The 13661-nt window shown below is 63.8% G+C and carries 15 protein-coding genes; 8 read left to right on the forward strand and 7 right to left on the reverse strand.

Annotated features, from left to right (window positions below; genetic code table 11):
* The first annotated feature begins 404 nt into the window (after positions 1-404).
* The 8 genes from NLY33_RS11995 (at position 405) to NLY33_RS12030 (ending at position 7271) form a co-directional block, all read left to right on the forward strand.
* The gene (locus tag NLY33_RS11995) at positions 405-746 is read left to right on the forward strand and encodes a hypothetical protein (RefSeq protein ID WP_023703989.1); all 342 of its coding nucleotides are present in this window, start codon (positions 405-407) and stop codon (positions 744-746) included.
* Positions 747-836: 90 nt separating this feature from the next.
* Positions 837-1490, forward strand: a complete 654-nt coding sequence (locus NLY33_RS12000) for a helix-turn-helix domain-containing protein (protein WP_031195920.1) — start codon at positions 837-839, stop codon at positions 1488-1490.
* A gap of 37 nt (positions 1491-1527) precedes the next feature.
* Positions 1528-2604 (forward strand): extracellular solute-binding protein, encoded by a 1077-nt coding sequence (locus NLY33_RS12005; protein ID WP_023703987.1) that lies wholly within the window; start codon positions 1528-1530, stop codon positions 2602-2604.
* Positions 2605-2626: 22 nt separating this feature from the next.
* Positions 2627-3499 (forward strand): ABC transporter permease, encoded by an 873-nt coding sequence (locus NLY33_RS12010; protein ID WP_023703986.1) that lies wholly within the window; start codon positions 2627-2629, stop codon positions 3497-3499.
* Positions 3499-4296, forward strand: a complete 798-nt coding sequence (locus NLY33_RS12015; protein WP_023707644.1) for an ABC transporter permease — start codon at positions 3499-3501, stop codon at positions 4294-4296. The genes NLY33_RS12010 and NLY33_RS12015 overlap by 1 nt, the downstream gene beginning before the upstream one ends.
* Positions 4293-5408 (forward strand): ABC transporter ATP-binding protein, encoded by a 1116-nt coding sequence (locus tag NLY33_RS12020; protein WP_023686365.1) that lies wholly within the window; start codon positions 4293-4295, stop codon positions 5406-5408. The genes NLY33_RS12015 and NLY33_RS12020 overlap by 4 nt, the downstream gene beginning before the upstream one ends.
* 50 nt (positions 5409-5458) lie before the next feature.
* Complete coding sequence (locus NLY33_RS12025; protein WP_023707645.1) at positions 5459-6844, forward strand: NAD(P)/FAD-dependent oxidoreductase; 1386 nt, start codon at positions 5459-5461, stop codon at positions 6842-6844.
* A 58-nt stretch (positions 6845-6902) separates the two neighbouring features.
* A complete protein-coding gene (locus NLY33_RS12030; protein ID WP_084565721.1) occupies positions 6903-7271 on the forward strand; it encodes a cupin domain-containing protein in 369 nt (122 codons plus the stop codon).
* A 23-nt stretch (positions 7272-7294) separates the two neighbouring features.
* Here the strand turns inward: NLY33_RS12030 and NLY33_RS12035 are convergent, their stop codons facing one another.
* The 7 genes from NLY33_RS12035 to NLY33_RS12065 all read right to left on the reverse strand — a co-directional run bounded on the left by NLY33_RS12035 (position 7295) and on the right by NLY33_RS12065 (position 13660).
* The gene (locus NLY33_RS12035; RefSeq protein ID WP_023707647.1) at positions 7295-8938 is read right to left on the reverse strand and encodes an MFS transporter; all 1644 of its coding nucleotides are present in this window, start codon (positions 8936-8938) and stop codon (positions 7295-7297) included.
* A 222-nt stretch (positions 8939-9160) separates the two neighbouring features.
* Entirely contained in the window at positions 9161-11029 is a 1869-nt protein-coding gene (gene asnB / locus NLY33_RS12040) for an asparagine synthase (glutamine-hydrolyzing) (RefSeq protein WP_023709609.1), read from the reverse strand.
* A gap of 71 nt (positions 11030-11100) precedes the next feature.
* Positions 11101-11367, reverse strand: a complete 267-nt coding sequence (gene fliQ, locus NLY33_RS12045; RefSeq protein WP_023671896.1) for a flagellar biosynthesis protein FliQ — start codon at positions 11365-11367, stop codon at positions 11101-11103.
* Between the two features lie 24 nt (positions 11368-11391).
* A complete protein-coding gene (flgD, locus tag NLY33_RS12050) occupies positions 11392-11799 on the reverse strand; it encodes a flagellar hook assembly protein FlgD (protein ID WP_023683289.1) in 408 nt (135 codons plus the stop codon).
* Positions 11799-12242 carry a flagellar biosynthesis repressor FlbT gene (gene flbT, locus NLY33_RS12055; protein WP_023683290.1) on the reverse strand — a complete coding sequence of 148 codons (444 nt, stop codon included), beginning with the start codon at positions 12240-12242 and terminating at the stop codon, positions 11799-11801. The genes flgD and flbT overlap by 1 nt, the downstream gene beginning before the upstream one ends.
* Positions 12239-12586, reverse strand: coding sequence for a flagellar biosynthesis regulator FlaF (gene flaF / locus NLY33_RS12060; RefSeq protein ID WP_023707651.1), 348 nt, complete (start codon positions 12584-12586; stop codon positions 12239-12241). The genes flbT and flaF overlap by 4 nt, the downstream gene beginning before the upstream one ends.
* A gap of 30 nt (positions 12587-12616) precedes the next feature.
* Positions 12617-13660: a flagellar hook-associated family protein gene (locus NLY33_RS12065; protein ID WP_023683291.1), complete on the reverse strand. Its 1044-nt coding sequence runs from the start codon at positions 13658-13660 to the stop codon at positions 12617-12619.
* Between the last annotated feature and the right edge of the window lies 1 nt (position 13661).

Genomic DNA, 13661 nt, shown 5'->3' on the forward strand with positions numbered 1-13661 from the left:
AGGCGTTGACCTGTCTGCAGGACCATCCGCCGCCATCGGTATCGTGGCAGTCTTCATAGCTGCCGTAGCAGGTGTTCGTCGAATTGCGATACCAAGGGTAGCCGCGAGGACAGCAAACATCTTGTTGTGCAGTCTGGATAAATTCCTTTGCCGGCCGGCTTTGGTTTTCCGGATTGCCTCCCGCCAAAAGAGACATCGGGTGTGACACAACAGACCTAACCGGCATATCCATGCTTGAATTGCTCACCGCAGACGAGCTCAAAAAAATCCTGCCAACAGCTAATGAAAAAAATCCCCGCGCACTCATCTTCTCCTCCTTGAGGGAAATAGAGACGGGCAAAAATAACACAGCTGCGTCGATTGCGTAAGCGATCGCTCATATACCTCGACAGGCTAACAGGGGATTGAAGCGGGGCGGCAAGCTGACTGCGCCTCAGCGCCGGAATGGCGGCACAAGCAGCCGGCATTATGTCGGCGTGCTGATCGTCGCCGAACTGCACAGCGATCCGTCCGATGGTGAGACGCCGGTGCTGGCGCCGGCCAAATTCCGGCATGCGGTGCTGGTGCCGACCATGAACGTCCGGTCCACCGCCGAAACCATCCAGCGCGCCATCGCGGAGGAACTGGAGGTGGTCGAGAATTTCGACAACCGAGCCGTTGTCGGGCTTTTGACCGAGGGCCATCTGATGCGGCGCTACGCCGAGGAACTCGACAAGGCGCGGCGCGACCTGTCGGGCGAAGACTAGGCCTCGGCCGGCATCTTAAATGTCCCTACTCGGCGCTTGCCACGTGTACAGTGTCACTGTACAAATTGTTCAGTGGGAGAAAAAGACGGGATGAGCACCGACCAGGCTCCGGTCAAGAATGGCGTCGCCTCGACGGCGACGCATGCCCATCAGATGCTGGGCCAGCGGCTGAAGAGCCTGCGTCTCGGCCGGCGGCTTTCGCTGCGCGAACTCGCCGAGCTGACCGGGACCAGCGCCAGCTTCATCAGCCAGCTCGAGCGCGGCCTGACCGGCGCCAGCACCGCCTCGCTCAACCAGATGGCCTCGGCGCTGGGTGTAAGCGTGGCGATGCTGTTCGAGGATAGTGCCGCCGGGCAGCGCGGGGTCTTGCTGCGCAGCGAGCGGCCGAGCCTGCCGCCCAGCGACGGCTGCCGCAAGATGCTGCTCTCGCGTCCCCCTTTAAGCGACATGGAAGTCTATGTCGGCGAGTTCGAAATCGGCGGCTCGACCGGCCCAGCGCTCTACACCCATGGCGACGCGCACGAGATGCTCGTCGTGCTGCGCGGCATCGTCGAGGTTTCGCTCGGCGATGTCAGGCATGTGCTGGAAGAGGGCGACAGCATCGAATACGCGACATCGACAGCACATCGCTCAGAGAACATCGGCAGTGGCCGAGCCGAGGTGATGTGGATCATTGCGCCACCGACTTCGGTGCGCGCCGAACTCGATCAATATAGTGCCTGGAAACCGCTCGCAGCCAGGTAGGTTCAATCCATGCGGGTCAAATGGGAGAACAATAATCATGCTGAAAACAAGACATCTTGGCCTTGGCGCCGTGCTGGCGCTCGGCGTTCTGGCAACCGCAGCGTTCGCGCAGGAAAAGCCTGTCGCGGGTGAGGTCAAGGAAGGCTCGCTCAAGGGCAAGACGCTGACGCTCGTCTCCTATGGCGGCATCTACCAGGACGGCCAGGCCGCCGCGCTGAAAGAGTTCGTCGAGAAATCCGGCGTCACACTGCTCAATGACGGGCCGACCGAGATCGCCAAGCTGCAGGCGCAGGTCGAATCCGGCAACGTCACCTGGGACGTCGTCGACACCGCCGACCTGCCGCCCTACGTCTATTGCGGCAAGCTGTTCCAGAAGCTCGATTTCAGCAAGCTCGACGTCTCAAAGGTTCCGGAGGGCCAGGTCGGCGAATGCTCGGTGCCGGCCATGAACTACGGCGTCGTACTGATGTACAACAAGGAGAAGTATGGGGATAACCCGCCCAAGAGCTGGGCCGATTTCTTCGACACGGCAAAATTCCCGGGCGTGCGCGCGCTGGATGGTTCGGGCGATCCGACCGGTGGCCTGCTGGAGCAGGCGCTGAAGGCGTCGGGCGGCGATCCGAAGGCGATGACGGTGGCCGACATCGACAAGTCCATCGACGTGATCCGCAAGCTCGGCCCCGACACGATCTACTGGAAGACCGGCGCTGAATCGCAGCAACTCGCCGAGTCCGGCGAGGCCGACATGCTGATGATGTGGACGGGCCGTGCCATGACGGCGGTGAAGAACGGCGCCAAATATGCGCCGGCCTGGCAGGACTGGCTGGTGGTGATGGACCAGATGACCATTCCGGTCGGCGTCAAGGATACGGATGCGGCTTATGCGCTGCTCAATGCCTATCTCGGCAAGGGGGCGCAGGAGATCCTGGCGCAGCAGACCTCCTATACGCCGATCAACAATGACGCGCAGCCCAAGGTCGATGCGTCGGTCGCCGCCTTCCTGACCAACACGCCCGAGCGCCAGAAGCAGGGTTACAAGCAGAACATCAAGTTCTGGGTCGAGAACTTCCCGGTGGCGCAGGAGAAGTGGTCGGCGCTGATGGCCGGCAACTGAACAGCCAAGTGAGAGCCAGGCCGTGAGCGCGTCCGAACTCATCGCCCAACCCGCCGCCCATGCGCGGTCGGGTCGGGCATGGCGGCCGTTCGCGCTCACGGCGCCGGCGCTCATCCTGCTCGTCGCGGTGATCGGCTACCCGCTGCTCACCATCGTGCTGCGCAGCCTGTCGGAACCTGAATGGGGCCTGCAGAACTATGCCTGGTTCTTCGGCGCGCCGGTCAACCTGACAGTGCTGCAGCGGACCTTTGTCATTTCGGCCTGGGTGACGCTGGTCTGCGTCATCGCGGCCTATCCCTATGCCTATCTGATGACGGCGGTCGGGCCGCGCGTCCGGCTGGTGCTGGTGCTTTGCGTGCTGATCCCGTTCTGGGTGAGTGGTGTGGTGCGAACGCTGTCCTGGGTGATCCTGCTGCAGGATTCGGGCGTCATCAATTCGCTGCTGCGCTCGGTCGGGTTCGGCGCGGTCAAGCTGATCCGCACCCAGACCGGCGTGGTCATCGGCATGGCGCAGGTGCTGTTGCCGTTCATGATCCTGCCGCTCTATTCCGTGATGCAAGGCATCGACCTCAGGCTGATGCGTGCGGCGCAAAGCCTCGGTGCGCGGCCGTCGCGCGCGTTCTTCACCGTCTATCTGCCGCTGTCGCTGCCCGGCGTCTATGCCGGCGCGGTCATCGTCTTCATCCTGTCGCTCGGCTTCTACATCACGCCGGCTTTGCTCGGCGGCCCGCGCTCGACCATGCTGTCGACGCTGGTGCAGACGCAGGTGCTGAGCCTGCTGCAATGGGGCAGGGGCGGCGCCATGGGCGTCGTTCTGCTGGTCACCACCTTCGTGCTGCTGGCGCTGGCAGCACCCGTGATGCGGTCCAGGCATCGGGAAGCGGGGCGGCGCTGATGGAGATGAAGCCGCTCACCCGCGTTCTTCTCGGGCTCGTCTGCCTGCTGGTGGCGATATGGCTGGTGGCGCCGACGCTGGTCGTGGTGCCGATGTCATTCAACGAAAACAAATCGCTGGCCTTTCCGCCGCAAGGCTTTTCCTGGCAGTGGTACCAGAATTTCGCCACCAATCCGGACTGGTCGAACAGCTTCCTGAATTCGCTGAAGGTCGCCTCGATCGTTGCCGTCCTGGCAACGGTGCTCGGCACGCTTGCCGCCTTCGGCCTCGACCGCATGAAGGCGCGGCCGGCGAACCTTTTGCGTATGCTGATGCTGACGCCGATGGTGGTGCCGGGCGTGGTGCTGGCGATCGGCATCTATGCCGTCTATCTCGACACGCAGCTCGTCGGGACGCTGCTCGGCTTCGTGCTGGCCCACACCATCCTTGCGCTGCCCTTCGTGCTGATCGCGGTCTCGGCCAGTCTCGAAGTGTTCGACCGCCGGCTGGAGATAGCCGCCGCGAGCCTGGGCGCCGGCGCACTGACCACGTTTCGCACGGTGACGCTGCCGCTGATCGCGCCGGGCGTGCTCTCCGGCCTGCTGTTCGCCTTCGCCACCTCGTTCGACGAGATTGTCGTGTCGCTGTTCATCACGAACCCCTATCTCAAGACATTGCCGGTGCAGATTTTTGCCTCGATCACGCGCGACGCCGATCCGACGGTGGCGGCTGTCGGCACGATCCTGCTTTTCGCGACCACGATCCTGATCGGCGGCGGCATGCTCCTTCTTGGCCGCGAGCGGAAAGGACGCCGATGAATCCGAAGCCGACAAGCAAGGGCGCGGCGATCGATCTCGAAGCGATCAGCAAGGCCTATGGCGGCTTCAAGGCGCTGGACGGCGTGTCGCTGCGCATCGAGCCCGGCGAGTTCATGACGCTGCTCGGCCCCAGCGGCTCGGGCAAGACGACGACGCTCAACGTGATTGCCGGTTTCACCGATGTCACCAGCGGCAAGCTTCTGGTCGGGGAAAAAAGCGTCGTCGGCGTGCCGGCGCACAAGCGCAACATCGGCGTCGTCTTCCAGCATTACGCGCTGTTCCCGCATATGAGCGTCGGCCGCAACGTCGCCTATCCGCTGACGCTGCGCGGCGTCGACCAGGCGACGCGACAGACACGCGTGGCAAGGGCGCTCGACATGGTCAAGATGGGCGATTTCGCGCATCGCTATCCCAGCGAATTGTCGGGCGGCCAGCAGCAGCGCGTGGCGTTGGCACGCGCCATCGTCTTCGACCCGCCGCTGCTCCTGATGGACGAGCCGCTCGGCGCGCTCGACAAGAAGCTGCGCGAATGGCTGCAGCTCGAGATCAAGCGCATCCATCGCGAGCTCGGCACCACCTTCGTCTATGTCACGCATGACCAGGAAGAGGCGCTGGTGCTGTCGGACCGCATTGCTGTGTTCAACCGCGGGCGCATCGAACAGGTCGGCACCGGCCGCCAGCTCTATGACGAACCGGCAACGCTGTTCGTCGGCCGCTTCATCGGCGATTCCACCGTGCTGCGCGGCAAGGCGCGCAGCGATGGCAACAGCACCGCGCTGAGCATCGCCGGCGAGACGGTGACGGTACCGCGTAAGCTGTCGGGGGAAGCCAGTCCGGTGATGCTGCTGCGTCCCGAAAAGCTCGCGATCCGAAGAGCCGGCCAAAGTGCTGCCAATGGCGCCAACCGCCTGTCGGGGACGATCGCGGAAGCCATCTATCTCGGCTCGGAATCGAAATACGAAGTTAAGCTCGCCGACGGCTCGGCCGCGATCGTGCGCTCACCGCTGACCGGCGAGAGTTTTGGCCTCGGCGACAAGGTCGAGCTCTGCTTCGACGGCAGCGACGCCAAGCTGCTGGCGGACGACGCAAGCGCCGACACCACACTCACCTGATTCCATCTGGCCTGATCCCATCTGGCCTGATCTCATCTGAAAGTCATTCCATGCAAGCCAAGCGCAACGGCGACATATCGTTCTGGTATGCGGATCTGGGGGCGGTTCCCGTTCCGCGCCCGCCCTTGCCTGGAAACATCGAGGCCGATGTCGCCATTGTCGGCGCCGGCTATACCGGCCTGTGGACCGCCTACTATCTGAAAAAGGCGAAGCCATCGCTGCGCGTCGTGATCGTCGAGCGCGAATTTGCCGGCTTCGGCGCTTCGGGGCGCAATGGCGGCTGGCTGTCGGGCGGCTTCAGCTGGTCGCGCGAAAAATATCTCAAGACATCGAGCCGCCAAGGCGTGATGGCGATGGAGGCGGCGATGGCAGGCTGCGTTGATGAAGTGATCCGGGTCGCGACCGAGGAAGGCATCGACGCCGACATTCGCCGCGTCGACAATCTGACGGTGGCCACCAACGCAGCGCAGTTGGAGCGCGTGTGCGAAGAATGCGAGACGATCCGTTCCTGGGATGTCGACCCGAACCGCGTCGAGATGCTGGACGCCGCCTCAACGCGCACGCGCATCAACATCCGTAACGTCATGGGCGGCTTCGTCGTCCATGGCCAGGCGCGGGTGCAGCCGGCCAAGCTGGTGCGTGGGCTTGCCGATGCCGTCGAGCGGCTGGGCGTGCCGATCTATGAGAAGACGACGGTGACAAGCATCGCCAAGGGCAGCGTGACGACAGACCGCGGTACGGTGCAGGCGGAGACGATCATCCGCGCGACCGAGGGTTTTACATCAGGCATCCCCGGCGAGGAGCGGACCTGGCTAGCGCTCAACAGCGCGCAGATCGTGACTGAGCCGCTGCCGCCCGACCTGTGGCGCGACATCGGTTGGGAAGGGCACGAACTGCTCGGCAATGCGGCGCATGCCTATTGCTATGCCCAGCGCACGCGTGAGGGACGCATCACGATGGGCGGACGCGGCGTGCCTTATCGCTACGGCTCGCGCACCGACGTCAACGGCCAGACGCAGCAGGCCACGATCGACCAGCTGCACACGATCCTGACGACGCTCTTGCCGCAGACCAAGGGATGCCGCATCGATCACGCCTGGTGCGGCGTGCTCGGCGTGCCGCGCGACTGGTGCACCACGGTCGGCCTCGATCCCGCGACCCGCATCGGCTGGGCCGGCGGCTATGTCGGCCTCGGCGTGTCCAGCTCCAACCTTTCGGGGCGCACGCTGGCTGACCTTGTTCTCGGGGCAAACACCGAGCTGACGAAGCTGCCCTGGGTCAACCGCAAGGTCAGGCCATGGGAACCGGAGCCCTTCCGCTGGCTGGGCGTGCATTCGATGTACCAGCTTTATCGCATTGCCGATGGCCGCGAGGCGGCAGGGCTTGCGCGCACCTCGAAGCTGGCCGCGTTGGCCGACAGCATCACCGGCCACTAAAGCCATTTGTTCTCACGCAATTCCGGGGCAGACACCTTTCCTGGAATTGCTCTTATCCATGGAGCTAGACTTGATCGATCTTTCGACCTTCCACGATCTCGCCACGGCCGAGATCGGCGCGTTCTCTCCTAAGCCAACCTCGATTGAAGGGGATCAGGTCGAGGCCGTGCGCTCGTTCTTTCAATCGCCGGACGGGACCGTCGACATCGGCATCTGGGAATGCACGCCCGGCCGCTTCACCGCCGACCGTTCGGACTCGTCGGAGATCTGCCACATCATTTCGGGGCGCGTGGAACTGAGCCGCATCGGTGGCGAGGTGCGGGAACTCGGTCCGGGCGATCTCCTCGTCCTGCCGCAGGGCTGGAAGGGCGAGTGGCTGATACGCGAGACCACGCGCAAGCTCTACATGATCCAGAGCGCCGGCTGACCGGCGCTACGGCTATGGCGAGCTCAGTGATCGATCGGCCCCTTCGGCGAGACCAGCGCGGTGCCGGCGGTCGTCGGGCGCTCGATCAGGCGGCGCACGCGCGGCGGTTCGTCGCCGCTGTGCAGCGCCCGCACCCGCTCGCCGACGACGGCGTCGGCATGGGTGGCGCGCCGGTTGTGGCGGATGTATTCCAGCCAGGTCGGCGTGTGGTAGTGTTCGATCCAGACTGCGGGATTTTCTAGGTCCCGAGCCAGCGTCCAGTTGCGGGCGCCGTCGCGGCGGCGGATGCGCCCGCGCTCGGCCATGGTGGCGAGGAATTCGGGCACATCTTCGTCGCGGATAATGTACTCTATCATGATGGCGATGGGGCCGCTGCGCGGCTTCAGGTCGAGGCCGAGATGCGGCTCCTTGAAGCGGTTGAGCGGGTCGAGGTTGAGAGTCGTCTGCTGCGGCAGCGGCAGGAACAGGCCGATGGCGCCGCCAACAAGCATCGCGATGGCCGCCGCAATCAGCGCGGCTTCGGCGCCATGCGCATCGGCAACGACGCCCCAGATCCAGCTGCCCAGCGCAATGCCGCCGAAGGTCGCCGTCTGGTAGACCGACAGCACCCGGCCGACGACCCAGCGCGGCGTCGACATCTGCACCGTGACGTTGAAATGCGACAGCGCGATCACCCAGCAGGCGCCGCCGATGAGCAAACCCGCCGCAGTCTGCCAGGCATTGAGGCTGATGGCGGCGTTGAAGGAGCAGACGGCAAAGCCGGCGAAGGCCATCCGCACCATCGTCTCGCTGGATAGCAATTGTCTGAGACGCACGCTGATCAGCGCGCCGCCGACGGCGCCGATGCCGAAGGCGCCGAGCATGATGCCGTAGGTCAAGGCATCGCCCTTGACGACGTCGCGCGCCACCAGCGGCAGCAGCGCCAAAACCGCGCCGGCGCTGAAGCCGAAGGCGGAGCCCCTGACCAGCACCTTGCCGATGTTGGGCGACATGGCGACATAGCGCAGGCCGGCGCCCATGGCGGCGCCCAGCGTCTCGCGCGGTAGCGTCGAGACCGGCAGCTCCGGCTTCCAGCGGAATAGCACGATGATGAGACCTATATAGCTCAGCGCATTGGCGGCGAACGCAGCAGCCGCACCAGCGGCGGCAACGATGATGCCGCCGATCGCCGGGCCGACGCTGCGTGTCAGGTTGAAGCCCAGCGAATTCAGCGCAACCGCGGCCGGCAGCTTGTTGCGCGGCACCATGTCGCCGACCGATGCCTGCCAGGACGGGTTGTTGAGCGCCGTGCCGCTGTCGATCAGGAAGGTGAAGGCAAGCAGCGTCCACGGCGTCATCCAGCCGTTCCAGGTGAACAGCGTTAGAAGTGCAGAGACGACCAGCATGAAGATTTGGGCGATCAGCATCACCTTGCGCCGGTTGAAGCTGTCGGCGATGGCGCCGGCGACGAGTGCAAACAGCATGATCGGCAGAGTGGCCGAGGCCTGGACCAGCGCCACCTGATAGGGCGACGTGGCGATGGTGGTCATCATCCAGGCGGCGCCGACGCCCTGGATCAGGCCACCGAAATTCGACACCAGGCTGGCCGACCAGACGGCGCGGAAGATGCCGTGCCGGAACGGCGCCAGCGCCGAGACGCGTTCGCTGTCCGACCCGTCATCGATCATTGGACCTGTCCCACCTTCACGTGCTGGTTTCGTCCGCCGGGACGACAATCATGGCATCCGTTTGAAATAGAGCACGACATCCAAAAGGGCGAACGCGTCTTCGAAAAAGATCATGGTCCAACAACAGGATAGCAAGGCGAAAATACGTCAGCCGGGAAGGGTCCGCTCCCAGAGCGATGTTCTCATTGGTCCACTGCGCGGGGGTGTCGGCCGTGCGCAAATTCAGCTTCTGTCCCGGGCAGCGGCATGCAAGGCTTCGGTCAGCGTGCTAGGCGTCTCGCCGCCGGCGTGAAGGCGCAGGAAAAGCTCCATGCCGACAAGCCGCAGCCTGGATGGTTGCTCGCGCCGCGCCAACTGGACCATGTCCTCTAAATTCGCGGCGGGCCATTTCAAGGCATCGCGCAGGAAACCGCCGCGTAGCAAAGTCTCCGTGCCGGCCGAAAATTGCGACGACATCTCGAAGCCGATCTTGCGCGCCTGGACGTTCTGGCGCGGAATATGCTTTTCAGCGACCTTTCGCAAAAGCCATTTTCCTGTTTTGTCGCGGTATTTCTGCCGCCTCGGCAAATGGATGGCGAAGTCGATCAGGCGGTTTTCCAGGAACGGGACCCGCAGTTCCACGGACGCCGCCATGCTCAGCCGGTCGTGCCGGTGCAGTATGTCCTGCAGATGCGAATAGAGGTCGTAGAGGCAACTACCGAGAAAGGCGCGATCCGCGGGCGGCATAACCGGCTCCAGGCGGTCGAAGATCTCGGTTTGCAGGAAATTCAGCTCCGGCGACAAAGCACGCAGGACCATGCTGCGATCCATTTGTGAGTGGCTTCCAGCCGAGACCTTGTAGGGGGCATGACGCTGCTGTTCGAATCTCCGGTCGAGCGAGCGCTTCGAGTGCACCAGGCGCCGGGGCCACGACCAGGAACGCCACTTCTTCATGCTCAAGGCCTGCAAGGGGTAGCCGCCAAACAATTCGTCTGCGCCTTCGCCGGTGAGCAGCACCTTGACGCCATCGGCCCGGCATCGTTCGGCAAGCGCCAGCAGTGCGACATGGCTGGAGTGCCAGCCATCGCTTTCGAGATGCCAGATTACCCTTGGCCAAAGTTCGAAAAACCGGTTCCTGTCGACCGGCACCCGGCGCAAGGGCACGCCGACATGGCGGCCGGTGCGTTCGGCGTCTTCGGCCTCGCTGTTGCCGAGCTGCGGGTCGACGACATAACCGTGGACTTCCGGCCTGAACCGCTTTGCCAGCGCCGTTATCAGCCCGGAATCGACACCGCTGCTGCAGGCGGTAGCAACGCTGGTATCGGCGATGCAGTGAAGCCCGACGCTGTCCTTGAGCAACGCCTCGAGCGTCGCCATGTGCTCAGCATCAGAGGATACGTCACCGGTAATGCGCGCGGTCTCCAGCACGTCCAGCACATGCCAGAAGCGGCGCTTCTCGATACCCTGGTCGGTGATCTTCCACAGGCCGGCGGGCGGCAGGCGCTCGATGCGGTCGAACAGGCTGTAGCTGGAATCGCGGCTCTGCCAGGCCAACCGCAAGGTCATCTCGCGGCTGTCGATGTCGCGCGGAAAACCGTCGCAGGCGAGGATCGCCTTGTCCTCCGAGGCGAACAGGATTCGCTCCGGCGTGTCGGCCACCGACATCGGCTTGATTCCAAGACGGTCACGCGCAAGCCACAGCGCACTGCTGCGAGCGTCGAAATAGGCGAAGGAAAACATCCCGTCGAACAGCGGCACGGCTTTTTCGGGACCCCAGTGATGCAAGGCTTCGAGAACCACTTCGGCATCGCAGATGGTTCGAAAGACGACGCCTTGCGCCTGCAGCGTTTCGCGCAGCGAGCGGTAATTGTAGACCTCGCCATTGTAGACGAGAGCGCCATCGCCGGAAGAAGTCAGCATCGGCTCACGGGCGGCGGGCGAGGGATCGATGATGGTAAGTCGGCGGTGACCGAGCGCCAGCCGATTGTTGTGCCAGCTGTCATGATCGTCGGGGCCGCGATGTACCAGCGCCTGCATCATGCTGGCGACATCCGACAGGTCGTTGGCGTCGATCGGGTTTCGTTTGCGCCAGACGCCGGCTATTCCGCACATGGCCTGCCGGTGAGTTCTGCCTGAGTCATGGCCTGCAATCTAGCCGGAACACAGCCGCCTGCAAGCGCTGCCTAGAACCCGTTTTCGATGCGCTCGAAGATGACGTTGGTGAAGGCCGATATCTGGCTGCCGATGAACGGACCGGTCAGCGCCACGACCAGCATGATGGCTACGATCTTGGGTACGAAGGTCAGGGTGATTTCCTGGATCTGGGTCAGGGCCTGGATCAGCGCGATGCCGATGCCGACCACCATGGCAACCAGCACCACCGGCGCGGACGCGACGAGCACCGTCCACACCGCATACTGGACGATGTCTAGGGCGTCGGCCTCGTTCATGTGAGCGCGCCTCTATGGAACTGTCTAGCTGGCCGGCTTTATCGAAACGCCCGCGCCGACCGGCACTTCGGTGCCGTTCTGCAGCACGGCGATCACGCCGTTGCTTGCAAGCCTGACCGAGGCCACGACGCCGGTCGTCTTGCCGTCGGCCGAGGTGATCGAACGGCCGATCAGGGCATCGGCCTGCGACAGCGCCGACGACTGCATGATCTGGTCGAGCTTGGTGTTGGTCTGCACCGATTGCTCGACCTGCGAGAAGGTGGCGAGTTGGGCGACGTACTGCGTCGAATCCATCGGTTTCGTCGGATCCTGGTTCTTCATCTCGGCGATCAACAGCTTCAGGAACGACTGGTAGTCGACCGCTGTCTTCGACGTCTGCTGGGTACCCTGGTTGGCGCCCGTGGGGATCGTCGTCGTCATGTCCACATTCATCAGTATTGTGCTCCCACGGCCAGCGGGCGCTTCGCACCCTGAACATCGTCATTGCCGCCAAGTGCGCGGCGTTCGAGCGGATAAAGCGCGCGGATAGCCTTCAGCGCTTCATAGATATGGTCTTCGCCGACCATGCGGTCGATCTGCTTCAGCGCGCCACTGATCTGCTCATCCTCGAAGCTTGCCAAAAGCAAGGGCAGCGAGCGGCGGAACATGGCGCGCGCCTCGATGGCGCCGGCCGGGTTCATCAGCATCACCTGCAGGATGAAATAGAGCTGCTTGAGCGGCGTCGAGGCATCGTCGGCCTGGATGACATGGTTCTCGAGCAGGAACTGTACGTCGTTCATCAGCTCGACGGTGACCTTGCGGTCGACGCGGATGACGGCGCCGTTGATGTAGATCTTCTCGTTCGGCTTCAGCGATATCTTCAGCGTGTTGGTCATTGAATGCCGTCCCGGATGATCTGGGACACTTCGATCAGCCCTTCGAAATTGTCGGTGCGGCCCTGGCGGATGTCCTCGGCCTCGCGCAGCAGCCACAGGCCGATGGAGATGAGGTTGGCGCGCAGTTCCTTGGGCAGGACATTGTCGCTGGAACCGAGATCCTCGACGAAGGTGGTCCAGACCCGGTTGGTGAAGTGCAGCGCTTCGACTGCCTCCATCGAGGTGTGGCCGACCGCCGCCGCCGCCGCCAGCATTTCGATCGAGCGGGTCAAAAGCTCCCGCTCGCGATCTTTCGCATCGGCAACGGAGTCGGTCTGGATGTCGGCGTAGGAGAATTGGTACATCGTTTGGCTCTACCGTTGCGGTTGAGATTGTCAGGTCAGGTAGTTCAGCAGGCTCATCTGCTGCAGGCGCGCGGTCAGCGCGAAGGACGTCTCGATATGCTGCGTCAGATCCGCGACGCGGGTGGCGGCCTCGGCCGGATCGACGCCCTCCAGATCGAGGATATGGCGCTCGAACAGGTCGACCTGCGTCTTCATGCGGTCGCTCGCGTCGGAAACACGCTTCTCGGCAAGGCCGGTCTCGGCCTGCAACTGGCCGAGTCCGCCCAGCGCCTCGCCGACCATCGCCTGGGCGCGACCGACGACGGTGGTCTTCGCCGCCTGGCTGATGTTGCCGGAGAGCAGGCCGGTGACCAGGGCGGAAGCCATGGCGAGCTTGCGGATGCTGTCTTCATTGGCGCTGGCCGAGGTCTGGGTGGTTTCGCCCAGCGAAATGCGGCTGACGATCTGCTGGTCGGTGGCGTTCGACCAGTTGGCCTGCCAGCCGGCGCCCATGAACTGCGGCACGACATTGCTGGTGATGAAGCCGTCCATCTGGGCGGCGGTGATGTTGGCGGCGAGCGGATCGGTCTGCGTGAAGCCGAAATACGACGAGAAGGAAGCGTCGAACGCCGCCTTGGCCGGCGAGCCGGCGGCGGTGAAATCGTCGATCGGCTTGACGTCGGTGTTGGTGCCGGCAAACAGATATTCGCCGTTGACGCTGGCATTGAGGATAGAGGTCATCTGCTGCACGGCGGCCTTGCCGGCTTGCTGCGTGATGGTGCTCGAGGAATTGCCGGCGGCGGTCAGTGCGGTCAGCAAATTCTGCGCAGTGTCGGAAAGCTGGCCAAGCGCAGCCTGCGTCGAGGACAGCCGAGCGGTGACCAGCGAATTGGAATCGATGATGACGTTCAACCGGTCGAGGTCGCGCGAGAAGGTGACCGCCTGCGAGGTGCGCGCGCCGAGCGCCAGACCGACATCGGCGACGGTGCCGGTCGTCGATTCCTTAGTGGCTTTGACCAGTTCGCCCTGCATGCGCATCTGCTGATAGCGCGCGGCGTTGGAGAGAGCGGCTGAGGAGACGGATGTGGCTTTCATG

The organism is Mesorhizobium sp. C432A (genome assembly GCF_030323145.1).
Classification (GTDB): domain Bacteria; phylum Pseudomonadota; class Alphaproteobacteria; order Rhizobiales; family Rhizobiaceae; genus Mesorhizobium.